This is a genomic window from Acinetobacter sp. S54, assembly GCF_016624945.1.
Lineage (GTDB): Bacteria > Pseudomonadota > Gammaproteobacteria > Pseudomonadales > Moraxellaceae > Acinetobacter.
In genome coordinates this window covers 1-26,303 of sequence record NZ_JACVUI010000003.1, presented here as the reverse complement: position 1 = coordinate 26,303, position 26,303 = coordinate 1, and the positions used below count along the sequence as shown (strand labels likewise).

General features: G+C 39.4%; 25 protein-coding genes. 9 read left to right on the top strand and 16 right to left on the bottom strand.

The window, feature by feature from the left end:
* Positions 1-167 precede the first annotated feature (167 nt).
* The gene (locus IAE20_RS05775) at positions 168-1,514 is read right to left on the bottom strand and encodes a dicarboxylate/amino acid:cation symporter (protein WP_200459885.1); all 1,347 of its coding nucleotides are present in this window, start codon (positions 1,512-1,514) and stop codon (positions 168-170) included.
* A 442-nt stretch (positions 1,515-1,956) separates the two neighbouring features.
* Between IAE20_RS05775 and IAE20_RS05770 the strand changes: the two genes are divergently transcribed.
* Positions 1,957-2,964, top strand: coding sequence for a glycosyl transferase family protein (locus IAE20_RS05770; protein WP_200481828.1), 1,008 nt, complete (start codon positions 1,957-1,959; stop codon positions 2,962-2,964).
* Between the two features lie 21 nt (positions 2,965-2,985).
* On the opposite strand, the gene IAE20_RS05765 is transcribed toward IAE20_RS05770, so the two are convergent.
* From IAE20_RS05765 to IAE20_RS05735, 7 genes are all read right to left on the bottom strand, one after another.
* On the bottom strand, positions 2,986-3,255 hold the full coding sequence (locus IAE20_RS05765; protein WP_200459884.1) for a YeaC family protein: 270 nt from the start codon (positions 3,253-3,255) through the stop codon (positions 2,986-2,988).
* Positions 3,252-4,172, bottom strand: a complete 921-nt coding sequence (locus tag IAE20_RS05760; RefSeq protein WP_200459883.1) for an NAD(+) kinase — start codon at positions 4,170-4,172, stop codon at positions 3,252-3,254. Before IAE20_RS05760 ends, IAE20_RS05765 begins: the two co-directional genes overlap by 4 nt.
* A gap of 328 nt (positions 4,173-4,500) precedes the next feature.
* Positions 4,501-5,211, bottom strand: coding sequence for a YoaK family protein (locus tag IAE20_RS05755; RefSeq protein ID WP_200481810.1), 711 nt, complete (start codon positions 5,209-5,211; stop codon positions 4,501-4,503).
* 30 nt (positions 5,212-5,241) lie between these two features.
* Positions 5,242-6,594 (bottom strand): carbohydrate porin, encoded by a 1,353-nt coding sequence (locus tag IAE20_RS05750; protein ID WP_200459881.1) that lies wholly within the window; start codon positions 6,592-6,594, stop codon positions 5,242-5,244.
* A gap of 189 nt (positions 6,595-6,783) precedes the next feature.
* Positions 6,784-6,948 carry a DUF1427 family protein gene (locus IAE20_RS05745; protein ID WP_200459880.1) on the bottom strand — a complete coding sequence of 55 codons (165 nt, stop codon included), beginning with the start codon at positions 6,946-6,948 and terminating at the stop codon, positions 6,784-6,786.
* 50 nt (positions 6,949-6,998) lie between these two features.
* Positions 6,999-8,873, bottom strand: coding sequence for an amidohydrolase (locus IAE20_RS05740; RefSeq protein ID WP_200459879.1), 1,875 nt, complete (start codon positions 8,871-8,873; stop codon positions 6,999-7,001).
* A gap of 68 nt (positions 8,874-8,941) precedes the next feature.
* Positions 8,942-9,628, bottom strand: coding sequence for a hydrolase (locus tag IAE20_RS05735; protein ID WP_200459878.1), 687 nt, complete (start codon positions 9,626-9,628; stop codon positions 8,942-8,944).
* A gap of 358 nt (positions 9,629-9,986) precedes the next feature.
* Between IAE20_RS05735 and IAE20_RS05730 the strand changes: the two genes are divergently transcribed.
* The 3 genes from IAE20_RS05730 (at position 9,987) to IAE20_RS05720 (ending at position 14,073) form a co-directional block, all read left to right on the top strand.
* Positions 9,987-10,883: a LysR family transcriptional regulator gene (locus IAE20_RS05730; protein ID WP_200459877.1), complete on the top strand. Its 897-nt coding sequence runs from the start codon at positions 9,987-9,989 to the stop codon at positions 10,881-10,883.
* Between the two features lie 206 nt (positions 10,884-11,089).
* Positions 11,090-13,489 carry a penicillin-binding protein 1B gene (gene mrcB, locus IAE20_RS05725; RefSeq protein ID WP_200481811.1) on the top strand — a complete coding sequence of 800 codons (2,400 nt, stop codon included), beginning with the start codon at positions 11,090-11,092 and terminating at the stop codon, positions 13,487-13,489.
* Between the two features lie 29 nt (positions 13,490-13,518).
* Positions 13,519-14,073, top strand: coding sequence for a tetratricopeptide repeat protein (locus IAE20_RS05720; protein WP_200481812.1), 555 nt, complete (start codon positions 13,519-13,521; stop codon positions 14,071-14,073).
* Positions 14,074-14,108: 35 nt separating this feature from the next.
* Here the strand turns inward: IAE20_RS05720 and IAE20_RS05715 are convergent, their stop codons facing one another.
* Positions 14,109-15,005, bottom strand: coding sequence for an NUDIX domain-containing protein (locus tag IAE20_RS05715; RefSeq protein ID WP_200481813.1), 897 nt, complete (start codon positions 15,003-15,005; stop codon positions 14,109-14,111).
* A 137-nt stretch (positions 15,006-15,142) separates the two neighbouring features.
* Here IAE20_RS05715 and hemP point away from each other — a divergent pair, with 137 nt between their 5' ends.
* The gene (gene hemP / locus IAE20_RS05710) at positions 15,143-15,313 is read left to right on the top strand and encodes a hemin uptake protein HemP (protein WP_004989761.1); all 171 of its coding nucleotides are present in this window, start codon (positions 15,143-15,145) and stop codon (positions 15,311-15,313) included.
* 147 nt (positions 15,314-15,460) lie between these two features.
* Here the strand turns inward: hemP and IAE20_RS05705 are convergent, their stop codons facing one another.
* From IAE20_RS05705 to IAE20_RS05690, 4 genes are all read right to left on the bottom strand, one after another.
* Positions 15,461-16,813: an ATP-binding protein gene (locus IAE20_RS05705; RefSeq protein ID WP_200481814.1), complete on the bottom strand. Its 1,353-nt coding sequence runs from the start codon at positions 16,811-16,813 to the stop codon at positions 15,461-15,463.
* A 3-nt stretch (positions 16,814-16,816) separates the two neighbouring features.
* Entirely contained in the window at positions 16,817-17,473 is a 657-nt protein-coding gene (locus tag IAE20_RS05700; protein ID WP_200459872.1) for a response regulator transcription factor, read from the bottom strand.
* Between the two features lie 115 nt (positions 17,474-17,588).
* Positions 17,589-17,942, bottom strand: coding sequence for a NirD/YgiW/YdeI family stress tolerance protein (locus IAE20_RS05695; protein WP_200459871.1), 354 nt, complete (start codon positions 17,940-17,942; stop codon positions 17,589-17,591).
* Between the two features lie 90 nt (positions 17,943-18,032).
* Positions 18,033-19,790 carry a GspE/PulE family protein gene (locus IAE20_RS05690; RefSeq protein WP_200459870.1) on the bottom strand — a complete coding sequence of 586 codons (1,758 nt, stop codon included), beginning with the start codon at positions 19,788-19,790 and terminating at the stop codon, positions 18,033-18,035.
* Positions 19,791-19,936: 146 nt separating this feature from the next.
* Here IAE20_RS05690 and IAE20_RS05685 point away from each other — a divergent pair, with 146 nt between their 5' ends.
* Entirely contained in the window at positions 19,937-20,896 is a 960-nt protein-coding gene (locus tag IAE20_RS05685; protein WP_200481815.1) for a sensor domain-containing diguanylate cyclase, read from the top strand.
* Here the strand turns inward: IAE20_RS05685 and tsaA are convergent.
* Complete coding sequence (tsaA, locus tag IAE20_RS05680; protein WP_200460267.1) at positions 20,877-21,599, bottom strand: tRNA (N6-threonylcarbamoyladenosine(37)-N6)-methyltransferase TrmO; 723 nt, start codon at positions 21,597-21,599, stop codon at positions 20,877-20,879. The genes IAE20_RS05685 and tsaA overlap by 20 nt on opposite strands.
* 104 nt (positions 21,600-21,703) lie before the next feature.
* Here tsaA and IAE20_RS05675 point away from each other — a divergent pair, with 104 nt between their 5' ends.
* Complete coding sequence (locus IAE20_RS05675) at positions 21,704-22,483, top strand: ferredoxin--NADP reductase (RefSeq protein ID WP_004989772.1); 780 nt, start codon at positions 21,704-21,706, stop codon at positions 22,481-22,483.
* Positions 22,484-22,558: 75 nt separating this feature from the next.
* Here IAE20_RS05675 and IAE20_RS05670 read toward each other — a convergent pair whose 3' ends face one another.
* Positions 22,559-23,380, bottom strand: coding sequence for a DODA-type extradiol aromatic ring-opening family dioxygenase (locus IAE20_RS05670; protein ID WP_200459868.1), 822 nt, complete (start codon positions 23,378-23,380; stop codon positions 22,559-22,561).
* Between the two features lie 193 nt (positions 23,381-23,573).
* Here IAE20_RS05670 and yegQ point away from each other — a divergent pair, with 193 nt between their 5' ends.
* Complete coding sequence (gene yegQ, locus IAE20_RS05665) at positions 23,574-24,941, top strand: tRNA 5-hydroxyuridine modification protein YegQ (RefSeq protein ID WP_200481816.1); 1,368 nt, start codon at positions 23,574-23,576, stop codon at positions 24,939-24,941.
* A gap of 2 nt (positions 24,942-24,943) precedes the next feature.
* Complete coding sequence (locus tag IAE20_RS05660) at positions 24,944-25,198, top strand: YfhL family 4Fe-4S dicluster ferredoxin (RefSeq protein WP_200481817.1); 255 nt, start codon at positions 24,944-24,946, stop codon at positions 25,196-25,198.
* A 114-nt stretch (positions 25,199-25,312) separates the two neighbouring features.
* Here IAE20_RS05660 and ahpF read toward each other — a convergent pair.
* A partial coding sequence (gene ahpF / locus IAE20_RS05655; RefSeq protein WP_200529617.1) for an alkyl hydroperoxide reductase subunit F occupies positions 25,313-26,303 on the bottom strand: 991 nt, incomplete at its 5' end.

The following is a 26,303-nucleotide window of genomic DNA, read 5'->3' as shown; positions in this document are numbered from 1 at the left end:
AAATCCATTCAAGTTAAAATACAGCAAAATCAGAGTGAACTATTTACGATTGCTATAATACTTCCACTTCATTTTGCTTATTTCTAATAAGATATGCTTAAGCAAAATGTAATAACAATAAAAAAGGGATGAACAATGTTCATCCCTTTTTTTCACGCTTTGATTAATTACGCAACGGATCGTTCATTCTCTTCCAGCATTTTGCGGTCAACGTCTTCAGGGTTATTGAGCGCATTTTGAAGTTTTTGCATATCCAATGCCCCCACCCATTTAGCAACCACTATAGTTGCCACACTGTTGCCCGTAAGGTTCGTCAAAGCACGTGCTTCAGACATGAAACGATCAATACCCAGAATCAGTGCCAAGCCTGCGACTGGAATATGCCCAACTGCTGATAAAGTTGCAGCCATTACAATAAATCCAGAACCCGTTACACCTGCCGCACCTTTCGATGAAATCAATAATACGACCAGTAAAGTAATCTGATGCTGAATATCAAGCTGTGTGTTGGTGGCCTGAGCAATAAAGATCGCCGCCATTGTGAGGTAAATTGATGTGCCATCCAGATTAAATGAATAACCTGTAGGGATGACTAAACCAACAACAGACTTTTCACAACCTGCAATTTCAAGTTTCTTCAACATACGAGGCAACACCGATTCAGATGACGATGTCCCCAAGACAATAAGTAACTCTTCACGAATCAGGCGCAACATTTTAAAAATGCTAAAACCACAGAAGCGACTAATAGAACCTAATACGATGAAAATAAAGAGCAAACAGGTCACATAGAAGCACAGAATAAGTTGTCCTAACTGTACCAAAGAACCCACACCATATTTACCAATGGTAAATGCCATGGCGCCAAAAGCACCAATCGGAGCCAGCTTCATAATCATATTCACAATGTTGAAGAAAACATGTGAAATCTGATCAACTAGTTTCAAAACGGGTTTCCCTGCATCTCCAAGTTTATGAAGTGCAAAGCCAAACAAGATAGCAAATAGTAAAACCTGTAAGATTTCACCATTAGCAAATGCACCTACAACCGTTTCAGGAATGATATGCATGAAAAATTCGATAGTAGACTGGGACTGACCAGATGCAACGTATTTCGCAATCCCTGCTGTATCGAGTGTCGCCGGATCAACATTCATACCCACACCAGGTTTGGCAATATTAATGACCAAAAGACCCACGATGAGGGCGATAGTTGAAACGATTTCAAAGTAAAGTAATGCAATCCCACCTGTCTTACCAACAGATTTCATACTTTCCATGCCTGCGATACCACTGACCACAGTACAGAAAATAACAGGCGCAATAATCATTTTAATCAGGCGAATGAATGCATCACCTAATGGTTTGAGTTGCTCACCTAAACCTGGGATATTTTCTTTGACACCATCTACGATTTGCGTAGTGCTCGGATAAAAATGTCCGACCAAGACACCCGCAATAATGGCAATGATCACTTGAAAATAAAGTGATTTATAAATCGGTTTTTTAGCCATAACTTTACGTCAACAAATATTTCTAAGCCCTTAGAAATATATCCATAAAAATATCTATAAATAGTTTATAGACAGCCCTTTAGCCCACTTGTCTAAATGACGCATGGTGGAAGTTTTCTTAAAAGAAAAATTCCTTAAGATGAAAAACAAAAAGTTTTTCAAAAATAGTCTCACGACTTATCTCGTTCCGATTAGGAGGAACTTCATCTGTTTAAAGAAAAATGGGAGTCAACGAATAAATCGTTAATAAAAATTAAACAGTTTAAAAACTGTCGAGAGTGTACTGCAATTCCACTTTCTATCGGTTACAAAATCCATTTTTCGGTTATTTTTTAATCAAAAATAGTGTAGACATTAGTCTAATATGTTTAAGGTTGATTCATTCATTTTATTTTTATGTCATAGTGATGATATTCATTTTTCCACGAAATATTAAATGCACATGAACACTAAAAAGAATCTCTATAAAGACAGTGAACATCCGTTTGCCCAATATGTGCGTATATTAGGTAAAGGGAAAACAGGTTCACGTTCCCTAAGTTATGAAGAAGCTTATGCAGCATTTACCATGATTTTAAAGGGAGAGGTACTTGACGTTCAATTAGGTGCTTTTTTAATGTTGCTTCGTGTTAAGGAAGAGTCTGTTGAAGAACTTACAGGTTTTGTACAGGCAACTAAAGATCAACTTGACTTTCAACCTTTGCAGGTTGATTTGGATTGGTCATCCTATGCAGGTAAACGTAAACATTATCCATGGTTTTTATTGGCCGCATTAACACTCGCTAGACATGGTTATAATATCGTCATGCATGGTGCTGCTGGTCATACAATTAATCGTGTTTATACCGAGCAAGTCTTAGAATATTTGGGGTACCACATTTGCGAGTCTGAACAAGACGTTAAACAACAATTACAACAACAACATTTTGCTTATTTGCCACTAGAAGCTATTTCTCCTGTACTAAGCGACATGATTTCTTTACGTAATGTCATGGGTCTACGTTCACCCGTTCATACTTTAGCCCGTTTAATTAATCCCTTTAATGCTAGAGCCACTTTACAGGCAATTTTTCACCCTGCTTATCGAAGCTCACATCAACAAGCGGCTTATCAATTGGGCTATGAAAACAGTGCTGTGATTAAAGGTGAAGGAGGTGAGTTTGAACGTAATCCAGATGCCAAAACTTTAATTTGTGGAATTAAAAATGGCGAAATGTATGAATATGAACTCCCTAAACTGACACCAGAACGTAGTCCAATTGAAGAAGAACTTGATTTAGACACGTTTAAAAAAGTCTGGTTGGGCCAGACTGATCATCAATATGGTGAAATGGCGATTATTGAGACTATGGGAATTGCTCTATATACTATGAAGGCCGCCGATGACTTCACTCAGGCAATCCAAAAAGCCAAAGAACTTTGGAATACTCGATTCGACAAAGCTCTTTAACCAGAAAAATCCGTTGCGTTTTTAGATAAAACGAATCGGTTTAAACTCTGTATCATGTTGGGGTTCATGCGTGTCGCATTCATCCCCTTCTTTATGCCCTTTATCAATATAACCTGTACGCTGTTTTTCAGGGACATTTTGGTGTTCCCATGCAATGACTGCCTGCATACAAATCTGACGTTGTTCGGGAGTTAATACTACACCGTTTGGCCATTTACCAATTTCGACTGCCGTCTTTAAACGCTCTACGATATCTGGATCTAAAACGGCAAGCATTTGTTCAATATTCATGCGTCATCCTGCTGTTGAAATGAGTCAAAATCCTGATTCCAGCCAAGCTTTGTACGGCAAGCCATATAAAAGTCATAACCGGGTGGATGTAATAAGTTTAACTTAAATGGATGTTTTCGGATATGCACCGTATCACCTACATTGAGGGAAATACTATTTTGTCCATCCGCACTGACCATTGGTAAAACACGATTTTCACGAATTGTGAGTTTAATTTCACTGTGCCCACTCACGACGATTGGGCGGGAAGACAATGTATGAGGGTGCATAGGCACCAGTGCAATTGCGTCCATTCCTGGATGTAAAATTGGACCGCCGCCAGATAACGCATAAGCGGTTGAACCCGTTGGTGTTGACACAATCAGGCCATCGCTATGCTGACGATAGACATATTGCCCATCAATATTGAGTTCAAAATCGATCATATGAACTGACCGACCTGAATGCAAAACCACATCATTCAACGCAATTGCATCATAAATGGTTTCACCCTTTGAACGTACTTCCATTTCCAGTAAAAAACGGCGATCAAGCTGAAAATGTCCCTGCAAAACCTGATCAAGCTTAAAGATAACTTCAGATGGCGTAATATCCGTCAAAAATCCTAGACGTCCACGGTTTACCCCAATCACAGGCGTATTATGTCGAACCAATGCACGGGCAGCATGTAGCAGGGAACCATCTCCCCCAACGACAATAACCAGATCGACGACTTCGCCAAGTAAACTACGGCTTACACTTTGTGTATTGTTGTTAGGTACAAGCGCAGCTGTTTCCTGATCGAAAATAGGATGTAAGCCTAAATGTAAAAGGTGATCATGAATCAAACTTAAAGTTTCAACCACTGATGATTTATCAGGACGGCCGATGAGACCAATATTACGAAAAGATTTGGCTGAAATATTTGCAGACTGCATTGGATGCCTATAAGTAAAAGCCAGTATAGGGTTGGTCTGTGAGTTATCTCACATCTTTTATCAATGTATTTTCACAGGATGTAAGCGACCCGCTTTCAACGCATTTATCGCTTTTTAAAGATCGACTTTAGATCAATCTCATGAAAAGCAAAATAACGATGAACTCTAAGATCAACATATAACATGCGATTTGTGCAACTAATATAACACAGTAAATTTAAAATCGTGCGTTCTGATGCACGACGGTTTCAATCTATTTTGGACGAAATAGTGAACATTCAATCAGCACTCACCCTGCTAACTTATTACACCGTCATCTTTTCAAATTTTATTCAGGTTCTTTAAAGCGATGTTGAGAAGCTAAATAGCCCAGATAAATAATAGGCAATATAAAAAAAGCCACACTCCAAAAGTTGAGGTAAACGTATAAAAATGCGCCAAGAAAAGCACCTATTACAAAACCTAAAACGATCGAAAAACTTTTAATTAATGAAAATTTATGTGCTTCACCTTTATTACGTATGTAATCGGACAGATCTATTCCAAGTTGTGTCGTGTTACCTGTCATCATTGTACTTGGGCTGATATGCTTAATCAGGGTTTTACTAGAGGTATTACGAATCGCCAGTGCAATTAGCCCTAAACCACCGGTAATGGCAACTGTAATACTTGCTGGGTTTTTGAAGGGTTCAAAATATAAACCTGCCACCATAAAAGCAGTTAAAAAGAATGCTTCGCCATAAAATAGAAAAGCTAAAGTTTTGCTTTTATTCTGACTATGATCAATCAAGACTTTGGTTATCGCAACTGTCAGAATAAAAAGTGGAATCGCTGCCAGCTTGATCCAGATTCCTGATCCACCTTTCACCCATGCCGCACCAGCAAGCACTAAGTTACCTGTGACATGTGCAGTAAAAAAACCAAATAATGCAATAAAGCCAATCGTATCAATCGCACCACCGACAATCGTTAAAATAACTGGATCACGACAGCTTTTCCAAATCCCTTCTGCTTCATTTTTTGTCGTCGTTAAATTCATAATTTACCTATTGTTTTAATTAAATCTATTTTAAAAAGTAAAACGGGTTGTTAAACCGAGTACCCATGCATCATCCACTTGTTTAACACCGCCGGGTTGATGAACAAATTGTACATTTGGGCGAATCATAATGCTCGGGGACCAATTCAAGGTATAGTTTAGCTCCACATTGGTTTCGTTATACTGTAAAGGGGTAAATTGAGGATCATCATAGTTAAAAATCTGTTTTTGTTCATTCAATGCGTTTTGACGCTCTCGAAAACGTTTATTCATTTGACTACGTGCAATGCCCAAACCAATTGAATCTTTTGGACGACTATCAAATGCACCTTTATAGATAAATGCAATCTGCTGTGAACCACGTAGTTGAGTCGTCGCCTGATCATTCATATTTAAACTCAGGTACGCGGTTAAGCCACGTTGATCATCACCAGCATGATGAGTTAATTGTTGTTGAGCAACTAACCACAGATTATATTTTCCATCATGTATTTCTCGATTGGCGGCAATGGTTTGTAGTTGTCCATTTTTATCCGTCAGTACATCTTTCGCATCTGCTGTACTATAAAAACCACCAAAACGATAGGTGCCAGCAAGCTCATTAAATTTGGTTTTCCAGATCAATTCAACAGGAATAACGACACCTTTTGACCCATCTGTGCTTAAATTAAACCCTTTACTTTCTTTGGTATTTTCTGCATTGGACTCATATATCCCAATACCTAATGTCCATGCAGGACTAAAACTATATTTTATATTGGTCGCCCAGACTGTAATGGGCCAATTATACCAAACATTGCCGACTGTTTTGCCCACTTGCGCACCGCATAAGGTTAAATTCTGAAATTCGCATTGAGCCGAATTAAAATCTTCCCCCATGTTCATACGACCTATTTTAAAAACCAGATGCTTATCCAGTGAAGATGTTTGTAAATACATTTGACTCAGGCGCCAAACCTGCCCACGACCATTAATTTCTTGTACATTGCTAAATTGCTTTGCCCGTGGATCTGCAATTCGATCTTCTGAAAGACCTTGTCCATCACGTTTTGATATTGCCAGTTTTGCGACAGTATTTTCCCAGCCCCATAATTTTTCCAAGTTAAAACTTGAACCAAAAGTCCATTGATTAGCACTTCTTAAAGCTGAATCATCGTTATACCCCCCATGCAAATTGGTGGCAGCTTCATTAATAAAAGCAACATTAAACTCTATTCCTTTATCCGAAAGTTCTGTGCGTTTACCATTCCAGTCACCGAGTAAATATTGACGGTCTGATGATAAAACATCATTGGCAAAAGTATGTGTTGACAGGCAGAGGATACCTATGATGATCCATTGTCGAGCGAGGTAAGATTCTAATGTTGAAATACCAGATATCATGGTTCTACCTAAAATAAAAAATACATGCAGGCTGTATCAATCTAAAAATTATTTTTATCGTCATTTTGCAAATTTGCGATATGACCTAAAATGTTTTGAAAGCTCACCTACAAAATCATCGTAGGTGAACGCCAAACAATATAAATTTGCTTCATTACAGCTTAAAATTTGGAGTTAAATATCAGTTGATTAACTGAGAAAAGCTTTCAACATCGGAATAAGTTTTTCACCAATAACCATTCCAAGCAACCCAACAAGAGCAACTATTGGAGGTGCTGGCGAGCGTACATTTAAAAGATAATAAAGTACGCCCACGAGTAAACCGACGCCCAAAGATAAAACATACACTTTCATAATTCATCTCAAGGCCCTATCCCGAAGAAGATAGAGCCCGCGTCATCAGTTTAGAATGCAAAACATGAACAACCTAATGCACCCCAAAATGACTTTTTATCTTTGTCATTGACTGGTACATCTAGCATCCATGCATGACTGTGTCCGTGCATACCACAACTGCTAGAGCAGGCACACATGGTCGAATTTGACTGAAGTGGCTGTAAAGATGGTGCATTACGATTTTCAGACAGTCGCCACTGTCCCCCGAAACGTTTTACAGGTGACCAATCTGGTGAAGCAGGCGGTAATGGTGGATCTTCCTGCTTAAACTCTGCACCTGCATAAACGATATTACCGTTCATTACTGTCAGAACAGATTCTATCCACTGAATATCGTCACCTTCGACTTTGAAATAATCATCTGAAAGTACGGCTAAATCTGCATGTTCGCCTGCGACCAAAGCACCTTTATCACTTTGTTCACCCGAAAACCATGCCGATCCTTTAGTCCATAGTCTGAGTGCTGTCTGGCGATCAAGTAAATCTTTTTCATCATACAAAGAAAGACCACCTACGGTTTTCCCTGTACTTAACCAACCCAGACATACCCAAGGGTTATAAGAAGCGACCCGTGTAGCATCCGTACCAGCACCCACAGGAACCCCCAATTCCAGCATTTTTTTCACTGGTGGAGTCGATTTTGCTGCTTCTGCACCATAGCGATTTACAAAAATTTCACCTTGATAAGCCATACGATGCTGAATTGCAATACCACCGCCTAATGCCCCAATACGCTCAATATTTTTCTCAGAAATTGTCTCGGCATGGTCAATAATAAAACGGGTTTGAAATGGTTGCTTGGCATTTACACGCTCAAATACATTCAGGAAGCGTTCAATACTTTCATCATAAGTTGCATGCAAACGAAAAGGCCATTTTTTCTCAGCTAAAAGTTCAACAATTGCTTCTAGCTCTGCTTCCATTTTTTCTGGTAAATCTGGTCGAGGTTCATAGAAATCTTCAAAATCCCCTGCTGACCATGTCAGGTTTTCGCCGGCTCCGTTAACCATAAACAATGAATCACCGTCACCTGGAAAGGTCATTTCTGTCCATTTTTTATAATCTTCTAGCTCAGAACCAGCATTTTGTGCAAACAAGTTATAGGCAATTCTGACCGTCATTTGTTCATTTTCATGCAACTCTTTAATGACTTCATAATCATCAGGATAGTTTTGACCACCACCACCAGCGTCAATCGCAGAGGTTAAACCTAAACGGTTTAGTTCCCGCATAAAGTGACGAGTCGAATTGATCTGATCTTGTTTTGGTAACTTTGGTGCTTTACCTAAAGTAGAATATAAAATAGCCGCCGAAGGCGTTGCCAATAATAATCCTGTTGGCTCACCTTTATCATCTCGAACAATTTTGCCACCAGGTGGATCTTGGGTGTCTTTATTAAAACCCAATACATTCAGTGCAGCCCGATTGAGCATAGCACTGGCATATAAATGTAATACGAAAACTGGCGTATCTGGGGCAGCTTTATTAATTTCTTCTAAAGTGGGCAATCGTCTTTCGGCGAACTGAAATTCTGTCCAACCACCCACTACGCGCACCCATTGCGGTGCAGGTGTATGATCAGCTTGTTCTTTAAGTAATCTCAAAGCATCTGCAACAGAAGGTACGCCTTCCCAACGCAGTTCCATATTATAATTTAGACCACCGCGAATAATATGCAAATGGCTGTCATTTAAACCTGGAACCACTCGTCTTCCATTGAGATCAATGACTTTCGTCTTGGCTGTTGCCAATTTCATTACCTGATCGGTGCTATCGGTAATGATGACTTTACCGTCAGCGATGCCAATGGCTTGAACTTCTGGTTGTTGGGTATTAAGAGTGGTAATTTTCCCATTTTTCAGGATTAAATCGAGTTGAGTCATCGCTGTACTCCGTTCATTTTTATTTTAATGGGTAGATCGACTCTACCCTTAATTTGATATGGAACGTATTATTTTGCAGGAACTGGAGCAAGTACTTCATGCTTGGATTGAGTGCGCTCAGGCGTCTTATGTACCATTGTATAAGCATAATCAACACCCATACCATATGCACCAGAATGCTCACGTACAATATTCATAACGGCATCATAAGTATCACGATGTGCCCAGTCACGTTGCCATTCAAGCAATACTTGTTGCCAAGTCACAGGGACAACACCTGCCTGAATCATACGTTGCATTGAATAATCATGCGCTTCTTTAGATGTGCCACCTGAAGCATCTGCAACCATATAAATTTCATAGCCCCCTTCAAGCATGGCACCAAAAGCAAATGTGTTATTACACACCTCTGTCCATAAACCAGAAACCACAATTTTTTTACGATTATTTTTGGCAAGTGAGTCACGAACTTTCTGATCGTCCCACGAGTTCATTGATGTACGTTCTAATAGGGGTGCATCTGGAAATACATCCAGTAATTCAGGATAAGTGTGCCCAGAAAAACTTTCAGTTTCTACAGTCGTAATTGTAACTGGGATATTAAATACTTTCACAGCCTTAGCTAAACCCACGGTATTATTTTTCAAAACTTGACGGTCAATAGATTGTACGCCAAAAGCCATTTGTGGCTGGTGATCAATAAAAATAACTTGACAATTATTTGGTGAAAGTTGTTCTAGTAAAGATGTATTCATCAGTTTATACCGCCGTTATTGTTTCTGTACGTGTATTAATTCAGAAAAACCTGTAAAAACATACGTCCAAATTTAAGAAAGTGTTTATTTGTTTCTCATACAATCAAAATATATTTATGGTGTAATCTAGCGACATTGTTAAGTTTATGTTTACGTTCAAATGCAGGTTAGTTTTGTTCAATTATTTTAGCCACGCTCAAATCTCGGCCAATTTAATTCATCAGATATCTGATTAGACTGACCAGCAGACTTAAATTCGCCGTATCTAAGTAAAATAATTTATATTTGCCTACTTATGAATGATGTTTAATTTTTGTACGTTCAATGTTTTTATTTTAGCCTTTTATAGATTTTTAAAATGGACCGACTCGATTGTATTTTAAGCTTTGTTAGTGTGGTAGAACAGGGCAATTTTAGTAAAGCAGCCCAATACCAGAACCTATCCAGAGATATGGTCGCCAAGCGCATCGCCTATCTTGAAAATAATTTAAAGGCAACATTATTTCATCGCACCACCCGGACGATGCGCCTTACCCCATCGGGCGAAACTTTATATAAACATAGTAAAGTGATCATAAGCGAACTGGATTGGGTCAAATACGAATTATCCTATAACCAACAATATCCCGCTGGAGAATTAAAAGTTAATGCTCCGCTTTCGTTTAGTCATCTCATTTTAAAAGATTTATTTGTCAAATTTCAAAATCAATATCCTGAAATACGCATTAATTTAACTCTGACCGATCATCATCTGGATATGGCCAGTGGCGATTTTGATTTAACCTTGAGAATCAGTGAAAAGATTGATAGTTCATATAAAAGCAGAAACTTTCTATCCATTGATCGATACTTTTATGCCACACCCGAATATCTAAAAACCTATGGTTATCCCTCACATATTGAAGATCTTAAGCACCATAAAGTTTTAAGTTATAGTATTAATGAACAATTACCCAAATTTAAATTTAAAAAAGATTCTCAGGACATCAATGTTGAATACTTGCCTACATTTATTTGTAATAATGGCGATTTCTTACTGGATCTCTGTCTTGCGCATAAAGGAATTTCTTTTTTACCCGAATTTATCGTGCAATCTTATGTGGAAAATGGTCAATTAGTTCGCTGTTTCCTTGATTATAGCTGTGAACCCATTTGTTTTCATGCTTTATGGCCTGCTAGTCAACAATTGCTTCCCAAAAAAGTTCGACTTTTTATAGATTTTCTAGCCAGCCAATTCGAAGACTATCCAAAATAACTTTATGAATAAAATGTGGTTATTCTGCTAAAAATCGATCTTTAAAATCTTCACACCAGTTGGAGTAAAGTCTTTGAAAAAGTGAAGTAGATCATCGCCTTTTGCATAAATAATGAGTTTTTTAGCTCATTCACAGATTTATCATTGCAAAATATATGAAAGCTATCGCATGATTAGCACACTTTGTTGGCTTTTATGACAGATTTATGAAGTTTGAACGTGGCATTGGCTTTTTTGCGCTTATTTTTTCAGTCATCATTATTGGTGTTTTTTTAGCTTTTAGTATCTATTTAATCCGCCTTGATAATGTGATCCGCGATAAATTTGAAGGACAACGCTGGGATATCCCTGCCAAAGTTTTTGCACGGCCTTTAGAACTTTATACCAATGCCCCTGTCAGCCAGAATGATTTTAGTCAGGAACTTGGATTACTCGGCTATAAAAATGCCCAAAATTATACCAAGTCTGGTAGTTACGTGGTTCAGGGCAATACCATGTATGTTCACACGCGCGGTTTTGACTTTGGAGATAGTACTGAACCTGAGCAAGTTTTGCAGGTGTCATTCACCAATGATCAAATTGCGGATATTCGTGCAACTAAACCGTCTTCCACCGGTATTGCTCGACTTGAGCCGTTATTAATTGGGGGAATCTATCCTCAACATAATGAAGATCGGGTACTGATTAAACTGGACAAAGTACCAAAGACATTAATTGAAGCACTGGTTGCAACTGAAGATCGTAATTTTTATAGTCACCACGGTATTTCTGTACGAGGTACTGCACGTGCTTTAGTCAGTAACGTAACAGGCGGAAGACGTCAGGGCGGATCTACCCTCACCCAGCAATTGGTTAAAAATTTCTATCTTAGTCCTGAACGCACACTAAAACGTAAAGCCAATGAAGCGTTTATGGCGATGTTGCTTGAGTTACATTATAGCAAAGATGAAATTTTGGAAGCTTATTTAAACGAAGTAAATCTCGGGCAAAATGGCAGTTACTCAATTAATGGGTATGGTCTGGCCTCACAGTTTTATTTTGGTTTGCCATTACGTGAACTAAATATTGCCCAACAGGCCTATCTGGTAGGTCTGGTACAAGGTCCATCTCTATATAATCCTTGGCGTAATCCTGAGGCAGCACTCAAACGCCGTAATATTGTATTAAATAATATGTTGGTCATGGGCTATTTGACTCAAGATCAATATAAAAAAGAGAGTGCTCGTCCTTTAGGCGTGGTTTCAAAACCAAGTCTTGGCCCAGCGAAATTTCCAGATTTTCTGGATATCGTACGTCGTCAGCTACGTTCAGAATATCAGGAAAACGACCTTACCAATCAGGGCTTACGCATTTTCACCACACTTGATCCAATTGCACAGACGCGCATTCAGGATGCGTTCAAATCCAGTGTTGAACAAATTGCAAAACGTAATCCAGCACGTCTTAAAGACCTACAGGGCGCTGTTTTGGTGGAACATCCTGAAAATGGAGAACTGATTGCGGCTGTAGGTTCGACCCAAGACTTTACGGGTTTTAACCGTGCTGTTGATGCAAAACGACAAGTAGGTTCTTTGCTTAAACCTGTAATTTATCTAAATGCGATTGAGTCTGGACGTTATAATTGGGCCAGTCAGATTCAGGATGCTGCCGTCAATATCCCTGTCGGCGGTGATAAAAGCTGGACACCGAAAAATTATAGCGGTGGCGAACATGGCGTAGTCACTTTACAACAGGCATTGGCGAACTCGTATAACCTTTCGGCGGTACGTTTAGGTCAGGAATTTGGTTTATCTGCTTTCACTAATAATCTGAAAAAGTTCGGCGTAACCTCAGATATTCCTAATTATCCTTCTGCATTTCTGGGTGCTATAAATATGTCGCCTATGGAAATGTTGAGTATTTACGGTAACTTTGCGACAGGTGGTTTTAAATATCCAACCCGCGCCATTCGCTCAGTAGTCGATGCAAACGGTCATGTCCTTGAACGTTTTGGTTTAAATGTTCAACAAACCATTGATCCTTCAGCTGCGTATATTTTAAATTACGGCTTACAACAAGTTATGCGCTCTGGGACAGGTAAAGCAGCTTATAGTAGCTTATCATCTGATCTAAATTTGGCAGGTAAATCAGGCACAACCAATGATACACGTGATTCATGGTTTGCAGGCTATTCAGGTAATCATCTTGCTGTGGTCTGGTTAGGTTTAGATGATAATAAAGTCACAGGTTTAACCGGTTCCTCAGGTGCCCTGCCTGTCTGGACCAATGTCATGAAACAATTGCGTCAGCAACCTGTCAATTTACGTCAGACGGATGATGTGCAATGGCAATGGATTGACTCAGCTACGGGGAACTTATCTGCTCAGGGATGTGAAGGTGCCATGTACATTCCTATGCTACGCCATACTGTACCTCGTCAGGCAACAATGTGTGGATTACCGCATTATCAGGTTGAACCGGCTTACAATTCTGATACGGAAAATGGTGATACAAATCCATCATCAAACGATAGCATCGACAACTATATTCGTGACAGTGAAGATCAAATGCAAAATGATCTCTCGAATAATCGCGTAATTTCAAGTGGTAGTTATTCAAATCAATGATGTGGATAGGTCAAAGAGATTTTAAAGATATGTGGAAGCAAGGTTTTTTAGCATTAACAGTCGTTTCTTTTGTGGGATGCTCGACATTCCCTTTACATGAAGAACCAAAGAAAGTGCCGCCAAAGCCTGCTGAACCCACAAAAAAAACCATAGAAACTCCGGATGGCGTTAAAATCACCCCCTATGAGCAGGAAGAAATCAAACGCAAGCAAATGCGAGTCGTAGTTCCTGAACAAAAGGCCAAACAACAATTTAATGATGGACGATCACTACCTGCATTTAAAAATCTGATCCAGCAAACCCAGACAGCCTATAGCCAAATAAAATGGGATGATGCTGAGCGCTTTGCTTTACAAGCTCAGCGTTTAGCACCTCAAGCGGCTGAAACTTTTATGTATCTGGCTTTAGTTGCCAATCAAAAAGGACAATATAATTCTGCTGAATCACTGGCACGTCGTGGTTTAAGTTATGCCCAATCTGCTCCAATGAAAAAGCAACTTTGGCAGGCAATTTTAGTCGCGGGTCAAAAACAAAATAATGCACAAACTGTGCAACAGGCTCAACAGGCCTTAAAATCACTTTAAGGCCCTGATGTTCTTTAACTTACTTATTACAATGATTAGAAATTTCGAATGCCTGCTATGCCATAAGCTCCATGTAACTGTGCTTGAGCTAAATCATTGGGATGTAAACCGCCCAGTGCAAAAACCAATACTTGGCTCTGTTTGCTCCATTCTTCCAACTGGGTCCATCCAAGTGCTTTAGTATGTGGATGGGTTTGTGTTGGCTGAATCGGACTCACAAACACGGCTTCACAGCCGATTTGTTCAGCATGCTGTAAGGCAACTAAATCATGACAGGCTGCAATATAACGTTTGCCTAACTCTAAATCACCTTTTTTAAACTGCATAAGTTGATGCTGCTTCAAATGTAGCGTTTTAATCAATGGCTTTAAATCGTCACTTAATTGCTGATAGTGCTCATCATTTAAAATCAGTTTTGTTAAATCATCTGCTGAATAGGTGTGTAAAACATCCCCCTGAAACTGCTCTTCATCCACTCTCCAATAAAAAAGTGAATCAGTATGGAGTTGAAATTCAGATAATTTATCGCCAATTTTGATAAAATGTGACCAAAACAAACGCTGAAGAATAGCATCATTGGCTTTAGGAAAATTGAGCTGCATGAGTTGATCACGATGATACCATGTCCACGGTTGCTGGATCAGAGTAAGTAAATCATCAGGAACATAAGCATAAAACAAATGGAGACAAACTATAATATCTTCATATTCATGTTGAATACGATCAAAGGCATACCATTGCTTTATCCCAATTCCAACTTCTTCATAAATCTCACGACGACACGCATCCTCAGGACTTTCCCCTGATTCCACCTTTCCACCCGGAAATTCATATTTATTTCCCTGATGTTGTTTGGCTTCACGCCAGCCCACCAGTACTTTTCCATGATGCAGTAGTAATCCAATGGCGATGTCGATCACAGGTTTTGACATAGATTTAAAGCTTCCTTAATTTTACTCAAGTGTAAGCAAATTTTATTTTTTATAAAATATTCAAATTTTGATTGACAGGCCTATTCGATAATGATTATCATTTAAATCGTTAAATAAAACACCACGGAGCACAACAAATGAACGCACCTTTTAACCTATTTACCCGTAGCAACGAAACAGCCCAATCTTTGCCAATGTTGCATTCAAACAATCTATTTGCCCTAGGTCGTGAAATTCGCATTATGCATGCAGGTGAAGAATATCGTTTACGTTTGACCCGCAATAACCGTTTGATTTTGACAAAATAATAAGAATAATCGTCTAAAATAATAATACTCGTGGGCAAATACAATATATAAACAGTATGGTTTTACCATACTGTTTTTCTTTAATCTTAGATCTGAATTTCGAGATATAAAATTTTCCAAATCATTTATGCTGTTTAGAAATTAGCTTTAACATTCTGCTATATCAAAAATTAACTCAACCTCGAGTCCCCCATTTGGATTGGGATAGAAGTTTAGCTTTGCCTGATGCAGTAGCACAATTTTTTGAGTAATGGAAAGTCCAAGTCCTGTCCCCTGTTGTCCTGTTCCCAATCCTCTAAAAAAACGTTGGCCTAAACGCTCCATAACCTGTGGAGTAATTTTTTCACCGTCATTATGAATATTTAAACATAGCTTTCCTGAATACTGCTGCACATTTTCCAGATGAATGTAGACTTTTGAGTGATAAGGCGAATATCGAATCGCATTATCCAGTAAATTGCGTAGACAGGTAAATATAAGCTCATGATTTGCCTTTATCTGTGTTTGCTGCGCATTACAATCCAAAATAATTTCAATATTTTTATCGTGTGCAAATAAAGATAATGCTTCTATCACTTCAAGCATGATCTCATCCAGCATTAACAGATGCGTTGTGAGTCCTTGTTCTTGGGCGGGGTCAAGACGCGCTAAAAGCAATAAATTTTCCAGAACTTGTGTACTTCGATTTACATCATTTTGAATCTGGATCAAATCCTGTTTCAGCGCAGGTTTATCATTATATTTGCGTTGTATCAACTGTAAACGCATTTGTATTGCAGATAAAGGCGAACGTAATTCATGGGATGCATCAGCAGTAAATGATTGCTCTGCCAAAAGTGCCCGCTCCAGCCGTTGCAATAATTGATTTAAAGAATCGATTACAGGTTCAATTTCTAAGGGAGTTTGCATCATACCAATTGGCTGTAAATCATGTGCAGACTTTGTCGCAATGGAATGAGATAAATGGTGTAAAGGTGCTAAATCACGTCGAATCCCCCAACGAATAAGTCCCCATTGCAATAGCCACAAAACGATAAGAACCAGAAAATACCCCATTAGGCTTTGCCAAATTTCATCAAATCGTGTGGATAACGGCTGTATCACGACAGATTTAAGTTCTGCTTGGGTTTTGTCCTGACGATAAATACGCCAAATCTGTCCGTCCTGCCAAACCAGAGAAAAATCTGTTTTAAAATTCCACTGAAGTGGTAGTGAATCATGTTCTTTGGATTGTGTGAGCAGCTTATTATTCCAGTACAACGCATATTGAAGATCAAATTCATCACTTAATTCATCCAGTTGTTGACCTGAAGGTAAATGTAGGTCTGAAAGAAGCAACATATCTGACACTTCATCCATGATTTCATCTTGTACTTTCATGTTGTGATAACACGTTAGAAATATCAGCAAAGCAAAAGCAGTTATGCCTGCGATAACACTACTCCATACGGTTGTTTTGATGATTTTTGACTGTAACGAAACAGAAACTGGTCGATTCATAAATTATTCGCCCATTCGATAACCAAGACCACGTATGGTCTTAATTAAAGTCGCACCAATTTTTTTTCGTAACTGATAAATATAAACTTCAATTGCATTACTCTCGATTTCCTCACCCCATGCATAAAGTGACTCTTCCAGTTGCTCACGCGTTACAATTCGCTCAGGATATTGCATCAATTTATATAAAATCTGAAACTCCCTCGCCGTTAAATCCATGACATCTTGATCACGGCGTACAGTTTTGGCCTTTGTATCTAGCGTTAATTGCTTCCACTCCAAAATATGGCTATTAACCTGTTGTTGGGTACGCAACTTGGCGCGTATTCGGGCAGATAACTCTTCCAGACTAAACGGTTTAATCAAATAATCATTTGCTCCCAAATCAAGTCCTTTAACCCGATCCTGAATACTATCTTTTGCGGTAATAAAAATGACAGGGGTCGCAGCTTGGTGTTTACGCAAAGCAATTAGCACTTCATCGCCTGTAGAGTTAGGTAAGCCCCGATCTAGCAAAATACAGTCATATTGGTGCTGTTCAATTGCTGCAATGGCGTAATCTCCTCGCTCAACCCAATCCACATGATAACCATCCATTTCTAACCACGATTGGATGCTCTCTGCCTGAGAACGGTCATCTTCTGCCACTAATATACGCATGCTGCTTCTCAAATAAGAAATAGGTAAATGGGTCTTTTTTCACTATAAAATAAAAAACTGCATATCCAAATAGACATGCAGTTTATGAAAAAGAAGATTTGCCTAAAATATAAAGTTAAAATTCAACCGCATCTACATCAATTTCAACCCGTTTCAATGGTTTATGATCAATATCCACTTCTCCGATTAAAGTTACCGTTGTAGTCGGAGAAATAGCACGTCCCTGCCATAACTCATCATCGACATCGATAGTAATCGTACCTGTCGAATCGCGGAATTGATATTTTTCATCTCCCAAAGATTTTACGACCTGCCCTTTGAGCTTAACTGGGGTATCATCTTTAAAACTCAAAGCCTGTTTTACACTACTTATTTTTGTAGGTGCTAAAGCAGATTGATTTACGGGCACTTGAGCAGATACATAACCCGTTGTGATTAAAGCTGCTGCCATTAGGATATTACGCATCATGTTGATTCCCTCATTCAGGTTGTTTATTTGCTATAAATAATTTAACCAAACAAGATGAGGTGAATCTTAGGAAAGACATAATTAGGCGATTTAACTTAAAGGTACTACACGCAGAACTTCTTCCAAAGTTGTAACACCCTCTATCACTTTACGCGCACCTGCAATCCGTAGTGGCTCTACACCTTCTTTCTTGGTCTGTGCACGTAATTCATTTAAGGTGGCATGAGCACTAATCAAATGCTTCACTTCCGTACTCACAGGCATAAACTCATAAATGCCAACTCGCCCTTTATACCCTGTATTACGACAGGCTTCACAACCAACTGCCTGATATACTGTATCTGGCATATCCATAATATAGTCAAAAGTCAAATGTTCCCATTCTTGTTCATTAATCTGGGTTTGTTGTTTGCAGTGTGGACATAACTTACGTACTAGCCGCTGTGCCAATACCCCTAAGATGGTGGCAGCCGTTAAAAATGGTTGAACGCCTAGATCATGTAAACGGGTCAAACTTGATGGTGCATCATTGGTGTGCAAAGTAGAAAGCACCAGATGACCTGTTAATGCGGCTTGTATGGCCATATTGGCCGTATCTTGATCACGTACCTCACCCACCATAATAATGTCTGGATCCTGACGCATCAAAGCCCGAACACCATCGGCAAAACCCAACTCAATGGCTGGGTTGACTTGCATCTGGTTAAAACTAGGCTCTAGCATTTCAATCGGGTCTTCAATAGTACACACATTGACCTGTTCGGTAGCAAGTTGCTTTAAAGAGGAATAGAGCGTGGTGGTTTTACCTGAACCTGTTGGGCCTGTGACCAAAATAATCCCATGACTATGCTGCGTCAGCGTATTCCAGTCATCGAGTAAACGTCCTTCAAAACCCAATTGCTGAAAACTACGTACCAAGACTTCTGGATCAAAAATACGCATCACCATTTTTTCACCAAATGCAGTAGGTAAAGTCGATAGACGCAGTTCTGTTTCTTGTCCTTTAGGCGTTCGAGTTTTTAAGCGCCCGTCTTGTGGTTTACGTTTTTCCGCAACATTGAGCCGACCCAAGATTTTAATACGCGCGATCACTGCGGTTAAAGTATTAGCCGGCATGTTATAAATGGTATGCAACACGCCATCAATACGAAAACGAACCTTACCTGTATCCTTACGTGGTTCAAGATGAATATCACTTGCACCCTGTTCAAAGGCAAACTGCAACACCCAATCGACCAGCTTGACGATATGTTGGTCATTGGCATCAGGCGTTTGCGTATCACCGAGTTGCAAAAGTGCTTCCACACCTTTATTTTCCCGCTCATAACTTCCTGAGTTTTGCGATGAATTAACCGCGCGACTCACCTGATAATATTCCACCAGATAACGATGCAATTGCTCGGGATTCAAAATCACTCGTTCAATTTTCTTTGGATTCAGACTACGCTCAAGATTGACTTGCCAATCTGTCATAAACGGCTGATCGGTTCCAATCAAAATCGAATCTGCCCTAACTTCGACAGCCAAGATTTTATTACGTAAAGCGAATTCCTGTGACATCACCGATGTCAGTTTACCTACATCTGCTTTTAATGGATCAATCACATAAAATGCCAAACCTGCTTTTTCAGCAAGCCACTGACTCAAACGAGTGGTATTTAAAATTTTCTCAGGCGCTTGCTGATCTTTCAGATTGAATTGCGCAATCCATTGAATAGGATGCCATTTCAATTGATCTTTTTGTCGATGTGTCGTTTGAATCAATAATTTTTCACGCTCTGTAATGCGTCCGTCTTTTAATAATTGTTCTAAACACCAAACCGTATCGATTTCAAAATTAAACTTCATTGTTCTACCCCAAACACTCTATCCAATATAGCAGAGTTCATTTGCAATGTATTTTTTTAGTCCGTGAAATTAGGGATATGCATCATCTAAAATTTGTTTTAAAGTGCCATCAGTATCAGGAAAATACCCAAATCATAGGCGGCTAAATGAGTTCTATTGCATTTAAAAACTTTCATGACGCAGGACATGCGGTACTGCATTTTTTACATCAAAAATTTGGTTTTGATTTATGGATGATCACACGTGTCGAGGGGAATGACTGGATTGTATTGCAATCTGAAGATCATGGTTATGATGTAAAACCAGGGCGGGTTTTTAACTGGGCAGATTCATTCTGTTCACATATGGTATTGGGTCATGCTCCTCGTATTGCACCACGTTCAGAAGATATTCCTTTATATGCTTCTGCACCCATTGCTCAACAAGTCAATATTAAATCCTATATTGGGCAACCTTTGGTTAAAGAAGATGGAACTCTCTTTGGAACCTTATGCGCGATTGATCCGGAACCAAAATCTGAAGCGATTATTGAAGATGGTGGATTAGTCGAATTATTTGGTAATTTACTTAGCCATATTTTACAACGCGAGATTCGTGAAAATGAACAAATCCGTTTGCATGAACGCCTACAAAATGAAGCCATAATTGATGCCATGACAGGTATCTATAATCGGCGCGGCTGGAATCAGTTTATTTGCATTGAAGAAGAACGTTGTAAAATCTATGGACATCCTGCTGCCGTTGTGATCGTTGATCTCAATGGATTAAAAGCAATTAATGATCAACAAGGGCACGCTGAGGGCGATCGTTTTATTGAACAGGCCGCGTCTATTTTAAGAAAATCATTACGTCAGGAAGATTTACTTGCCCGCTTAGGAGGCGATGAATTTGGAATCTTGATACTCGGTCATGATCAAGAGCATCTGGAACAATTAAAACAACGCTTACTTGAGCATTTGGCAAATGCTCAAATCAGTGCTGCGATTGGTTATGCCCTGCGTCACCCAAGTCACGGACTGGAACACGCGTGTAAAGATGCCGACCAGCAAATGTATATTCATAAGCGTCATGCAAAATCCAATCAAGTTAAGGGTCTAACTGATTAAAATCGATAATTTCGATATATTCCTGATTTACGCTAAAACTGATATCAAACTGAGCAAATTTCATCTTATAAACTCGGTAAATATCATCTTGATAAGCAGGACGGGGATCCAAAGATAAAACCTGCTCTAATTCCTCAATTAATTGCGGAGTAAGTTGCTGCGTTTGCATAAAAATTTGTTGCTGTCGTAACGCCTCTGCCTTCCAACATACTTGTTTTCTTTCAGGCTCAAGATGGGCATAGCCACTTTGCGCATTTTCGATGGCATCCGAATAATGAATATAAGGTTTAATATCCAAAATAGGAGTTCCATCAAGTAAATCACTACCTGTGACATAGATTCTAAGTCCTTTGCCCACTTTTTCAATAGATTTAAATTGCACCACAGATAAACCAATAGGTGCAGGTCGATACATACTACGCGTTGCAAACACACCTATTTTTTTATTTCCACCCAACCGCGGTGGGCGCACTTGCGGACGAAACTTTTCGGTCTCATGTTGGTTTTTATTTTCATGAAACTGCCAGATCAACCATAAATGGCTAAACTCCTCTATTCCATCAAAAGCCAATCTAACATTGTACGGTTCATACATTTCAATATAAGACTGTACCTGTACCAGATTAGGCTGGCGTGGAATACCAAACTTTTCACGATAAGGTGAATGCATGCTGCCGATGATTGGCAAATTTACAGAGGTCATCATCACTTTTTCTTATAAACACAATTAAATATATTCAGTTTATCGAGAATGATTTTAGATTAGAATAGCAACCTGTTTTCTTTTGATCGTGATTGAGATCTTTAATGGCTGCTTTTAATGTTGAACGCATCACCCATGTTCACCACTGGAATGACACTCTTTTTAGTTTTAAAACAACACGCGATACCGCACTACGTTTTAAAAATGGTCAGTTCGTCATGATCGGGCTTGAGGTCAATGGCAAACCATTAATGCGCGCCTATTCGATTGCCAGTGCCAACTACGAAGAAGAACTAGAGTTTTTCTCAATTAAAGTTCAGGACGGTCCATTAACGTCTATTTTACAAAAAGTTCAAGTTGGTGATGAAATTCTGATTTCTAAAAAACCTACTGGCACCTTGGTTCATGACGATATTAATCCGGGTAAAAACCTATATTTCCTTTCTTCAGGAACAGGATTAGCACCATTTTTATCTTTGATTCGTGATCCTGAAACTTACGAAAAATTTGAAAAAGTGATTTTAGTGCATGGTACGCGCTGGATTAGCGAATTAGCTTATCAAGATTTAATTCTGAATGAACTACCAAATAATGAATGGTTTGAAGAATTAGATATCAAAAATAAATTGATATATTACCCAACTGTAACCCGTGAACCATTTGAAAATGAAGGCCGTGTAACAACTGCAATTGAAACGGGGGCTTTATTTGAAAAAATTGGTTTACCACCATTTAATCCAGAAACTGACCGTGCGATGTTATGCGGTAGCCCACATTTCTTAACTGACGTGGCTGCACTTTTAGATAAAGCGGGTTTGAAAGAATCTCCACGTATGGGTGTTTTAGGTGACTATGTCATCGAACGTGCTTTTGTTGAGAAATAATCAAAATTGCTCTAGCGAATGTTAGCCCAATAAATCAAAAAGGTGCCTTTAGTGCACCTTTTTCGTTTTAAACCTCTAATTTATTTCACCCAATGCGAAACTGGAAACAGATAATCCACCCATAAAGTGATCTTCATGGTAATTACGAATCCCCTGTTCATTTTCCGCCGCACCAACAGCAACCATCAAGGGTAATAAGTGTTCTTCACGTGGGTGTGCGACACGTGCAGCAGGAGCAAGTTCCCACCTATTTAGGCGCTCATTACGCTCATTGCCTTGATGTTCAACCACAGTTTCATACAACCATTGGTCGAATGCACGTGATGGTTCAGCAGCATGGGCATTAAACATGCGTAGATTGTGATAGCTTAATCCACTACCAATGATCAAAATATTTTCATCACGCAATGCTACCAAGGCACGTCCTAAAGCAATATGTTGCTCTGGATTAAGTCCTTTTTTCAGAGAAAGTTGTACTACAGGAATATCCGCATCAGGATTGATGACCTGCATAGGAGAAAACATACCATGATCGTAGCCACGCTGTGCATCAGTTGCGACTTGAATGTTCGCTTGTTCCAATAGCTCCACAACACGTTTGGCCAATTCAAATGAACCAGAGGACTCATAATGCACCTGATACGTATGCGCTGGGAACCCTCCATAGTCATAAATCATATCAGGTTGCAAGGCTGTTTGAACTGTAAATTCTGGAGCTTCCCAATGCGCCGAAATCATTAAAATGGCCTTTGGACGTTGAGGCAATGTATTCAATAATCCACGCAATGACTGGGCCAGATTCGCATAAACGCTATTGAGATAATCAGGCATCCACGGCCACGGTCCCCCACCATGTGAAATAAAAAAAACAGGTTGTCGTTGATGAACAGTTGTCATGAAAATCCCCTCAAATGCTGTGTTCTAGCAATATTTTTCTATTTAATAGATTTACTGATGCAACAACAAGGGCAAAAATAGAACAAATCTGCGTATTTTTAGAACGACAATTCTGACTAAAATACTAGGTTGAGCCAAAGCAGGACAGAAACTAAAATAATCACTTATATTTTTTATGCCTTTATAATATTTTATGAAAACTGAGTTACTCTCTCCTGCTGGATCCTTGAAAAATATGCGTTATGCCTTTGCCTATGGCGCAGATGCGGTTTATGCAGGCCAGCCACGTTATAGTTTACGCGTGCGTAATAACGAATTCGATCCTGACAACTTAGAAATAGGTATCAATGAAGCGCATACTCTAGGGAAAAAATTTTATGTGGTCGTCAATATTCAACCACATAACAGCAAACTAAAAAATTTTATTGCAGACTTACACCCGATTATTAAAATGCGACCCGATGCCTTAATCATGTCTGACCCTGGTCTAATTATGTTGGTACGCGAACATTTTCCTGAGATGCCTATTCATCTTTCAGTACAAGCCAATGCGATTAACTGGGCGACAATCAAATTTTGGAAAGATTATGGCTTAACACGTGTCATTCTTTCACGAGAACTTTCTATTGAAGAAATTTCGGAAATACAAACACAAGTACCAGATATTGAACTTGAAGTGTTTGTACATGGTGCATTATGTATGGCCTATTCAGGGCGTTGCCTGCTTTCTGGTTATATGAATAAACGCGATGCCAATCAAGGGGCGTGTACAAATGCCTGTCGTTGGGATTACAAAATTCATGAAGCGATTGAGAATGAGACTGGTGAAGTTATTCCGCTTAAGCAATTTAATGAAAAGGAAAACTGTTGTAATTCACAAAATGTTCAAATCCCGCGAATGCAACCCGTTTTAGTACAGCGCAATGACGAAGGTATGTTTGCTGCCGAAGAAGATCAACACGGCACTTATTTTATGAACTCCAAAGATTTAAGAGCAGTTCAACATGTGGAACGCTTAACCCAGATGGGAATCAGTTCCTTAAAAATTGAAGGTCGAACTAAATCTTATTTTTACTGTGCTAGAACTGCTCAAATTTATCGTAAAGCCATTGATGATGCTATCGCGGGGAAACCATTTGATAATAGTTTAATGAAGTTACTCGAAGGGCTGGCTAATCGTGGTTATACCGAAGGTTTTCTGCGTCGTCACGTGCATAGTGACTATCAAAACTATGATGATGGCTCTTCACATTTTGATTATCAGCAGTTTTGTGGTGAAGTGTTAGAACGCAATGGTGATTATATCAAAATTGATGTAAAAAATCGTTTTGATGTAGGAGATTCACTCGAACTTATGACTCCGCAAGGCAATTTTACGTTTATCCTGAATGAAATTCTGGATCGTAACGGCCATCAAATTAATAGTGCCAAGGGCTCAGGTCATATCGTTGACATTCCACTTGACCCTGCCATAAATGTTGAATATGCCCTCCTCATTCGTAATTTACCCCATGCTACTGAACAACTTTCTGCGTCAGCATTGGCATTTACTGCGGAGTAATTATGGCCTTACTCATTACAAAAGATTGTATCAACTGTGATATGTGTCTGCCTGAATGCCCTAATAGCGCCATTTTTGAAGGGAAAAAGGTCTATGAAATTGACCCAAATCGTTGTACTGAATGCGTGGGATTTTATCCTGAACCGACCTGTATCGCTGTCTGTCCGATCAACTGTATTGTACTTGATTTAGCTCATATTGAAGATCAGGTCACGTTAATGCATAAATTTGAAAAGCTCAATATCATTTGTCGTTAAACCAATAAATCATCGCATAAAAAAAGGAACCTGACTGTTAGAAGATCAAGTTCCTATAAACTCATTTCAAAACTTGCAGGCAAAGGAACCGAAATTCCTTTGCTTTTTTATGAATCAACTATTCCGGATAAGATAATCAAACGCAGAGAGAGAAGCCTTTGCACCTTCACCAGTAGCAATAATAATCTGCTTATAAGGTACAGTGGTACAGTCACCTGCCGCAAATACACCTGCGACATTAGTTTCATTCCGCTCGTTAATGATGATCTCACCACGTCCACTTAACTCAACCGAACCTTTTAAGAAATCTGTATTAGGCAATAAACCAATCTGGACAAAGATTCCTGCCAGCTCAAGGGTCTGTTCTGTATCCGTAGCACGATCTTTGTATTTCAGACCAGTCACCTGATGACCATCACCGACCACTTCCGTTGAAAGAGCATGGGTAATAATGGTGGCATTTGGCAAACTATTGAGTTTATCCTGCAATACTTGATCGGCACGTAATTTGGTATTAAACTCAACCAAAGTCACATGTTCTACAATTCCTGCCAGATCAATCGCGGCTTCTACACCTGAGTTACCACCGCCAATCACCGCAACTTTTTTGCCTTTAAATAAGGGACCATCACAGTGTGGGCAATAGGCGACTCCACGCGTCGCATATTCTTGTTCACCAGGAACCCCCATTTTTCTCCAGCGTGCACCCGTCGATAAAATCACGGTTTTCGATTCAACCTTTGCTCCATTTTCCAGTTCAACTTCAACCCGACCTGTCGCCGTTTGATCCGCTCCTGTGATTTTACGAACACGTTGCAGATTCATTATATCTACATCGTATTCACGTATATGCGCTTCCATATCGGCAGCAAACTTCGGACCAATGGTTTTTTGTACCGATGTGAAGTTTTCGATATCCATGGTATCCATCACCTGACCACCAAAACGCTCTGCGATCATCCCCGTACGAATACCTTTACGTGCCGCATAGATCGCTGCCGTACCGCCCGCAGGACCAGCACCCACGACCAATACATCAAACGCGTCTTTAGCACTGATTGCTGCTGCATCTTTTTCAGCCGAGTTGCTGTCCAGTTTGGCCACG

What these genes read in the sequence shown, in the direction of transcription:
- IAE20_RS05775 (WP_200459885.1), bottom strand. Translation starts at nt 1,514, where the DNA reads ATGGCTAAAAAACCGATTTATAAATCACTTTATTTTCAAGTGATCATT.
- IAE20_RS05770 (WP_200481828.1), top strand. Translation starts at nt 1,957, where the DNA reads ATGAACACTAAAAAGAATCTCTATAAAGACAGTGAACATCCGTTTGCC.
- IAE20_RS05765 (WP_200459884.1), bottom strand. Translation starts at nt 3,255, where the DNA reads ATGAATATTGAACAAATGCTTGCCGTTTTAGATCCAGATATCGTAGAG.
- IAE20_RS05760 (WP_200459883.1), bottom strand. Translation starts at nt 4,172, where the DNA reads ATGCAGTCTGCAAATATTTCAGCCAAATCTTTTCGTAATATTGGTCTC.
- IAE20_RS05755 (WP_200481810.1), bottom strand. Translation starts at nt 5,211, where the DNA reads ATGAATTTAACGACGACAAAAAATGAAGCAGAAGGGATTTGGAAAAGC.
- IAE20_RS05750 (WP_200459881.1), bottom strand. Translation starts at nt 6,594, where the DNA reads ATGATATCTGGTATTTCAACATTAGAATCTTACCTCGCTCGACAATGG.
- IAE20_RS05745 (WP_200459880.1), bottom strand. Translation starts at nt 6,948, where the DNA reads ATGAAAGTGTATGTTTTATCTTTGGGCGTCGGTTTACTCGTGGGCGTA.
- IAE20_RS05740 (WP_200459879.1), bottom strand. Translation starts at nt 8,873, where the DNA reads ATGACTCAACTCGATTTAATCCTGAAAAATGGGAAAATTACCACTCTT.
- IAE20_RS05735 (WP_200459878.1), bottom strand. Translation starts at nt 9,628, where the DNA reads ATGAATACATCTTTACTAGAACAACTTTCACCAAATAATTGTCAAGTT.
- IAE20_RS05730 (WP_200459877.1), top strand. Translation starts at nt 9,987, where the DNA reads ATGGACCGACTCGATTGTATTTTAAGCTTTGTTAGTGTGGTAGAACAG.
- mrcB (WP_200481811.1), top strand. Translation starts at nt 11,090, where the DNA reads ATGAAGTTTGAACGTGGCATTGGCTTTTTTGCGCTTATTTTTTCAGTC.
- IAE20_RS05720 (WP_200481812.1), top strand. Translation starts at nt 13,519, where the DNA reads ATGTGGAAGCAAGGTTTTTTAGCATTAACAGTCGTTTCTTTTGTGGGA.
- IAE20_RS05715 (WP_200481813.1), bottom strand. Translation starts at nt 15,005, where the DNA reads ATGTCAAAACCTGTGATCGACATCGCCATTGGATTACTACTGCATCAT.
- hemP (WP_004989761.1), top strand. Translation starts at nt 15,143, where the DNA reads ATGAACGCACCTTTTAACCTATTTACCCGTAGCAACGAAACAGCCCAA.
- IAE20_RS05705 (WP_200481814.1), bottom strand. Translation starts at nt 16,813, where the DNA reads ATGAATCGACCAGTTTCTGTTTCGTTACAGTCAAAAATCATCAAAACA.
- IAE20_RS05700 (WP_200459872.1), bottom strand. Translation starts at nt 17,473, where the DNA reads ATGCGTATATTAGTGGCAGAAGATGACCGTTCTCAGGCAGAGAGCATC.
- IAE20_RS05695 (WP_200459871.1), bottom strand. Translation starts at nt 17,942, where the DNA reads ATGATGCGTAATATCCTAATGGCAGCAGCTTTAATCACAACGGGTTAT.
- IAE20_RS05690 (WP_200459870.1), bottom strand. Translation starts at nt 19,790, where the DNA reads ATGAAGTTTAATTTTGAAATCGATACGGTTTGGTGTTTAGAACAATTA.
- IAE20_RS05685 (WP_200481815.1), top strand. Translation starts at nt 19,937, where the DNA reads ATGAGTTCTATTGCATTTAAAAACTTTCATGACGCAGGACATGCGGTA.
- tsaA (WP_200460267.1), bottom strand. Translation starts at nt 21,599, where the DNA reads ATGACCTCTGTAAATTTGCCAATCATCGGCAGCATGCATTCACCTTAT.
- IAE20_RS05675 (WP_004989772.1), top strand. Translation starts at nt 21,704, where the DNA reads ATGGCTGCTTTTAATGTTGAACGCATCACCCATGTTCACCACTGGAAT.
- IAE20_RS05670 (WP_200459868.1), bottom strand. Translation starts at nt 23,380, where the DNA reads ATGACAACTGTTCATCAACGACAACCTGTTTTTTTTATTTCACATGGT.
- yegQ (WP_200481816.1), top strand. Translation starts at nt 23,574, where the DNA reads ATGAAAACTGAGTTACTCTCTCCTGCTGGATCCTTGAAAAATATGCGT.
- IAE20_RS05660 (WP_200481817.1), top strand. Translation starts at nt 24,944, where the DNA reads ATGGCCTTACTCATTACAAAAGATTGTATCAACTGTGATATGTGTCTG.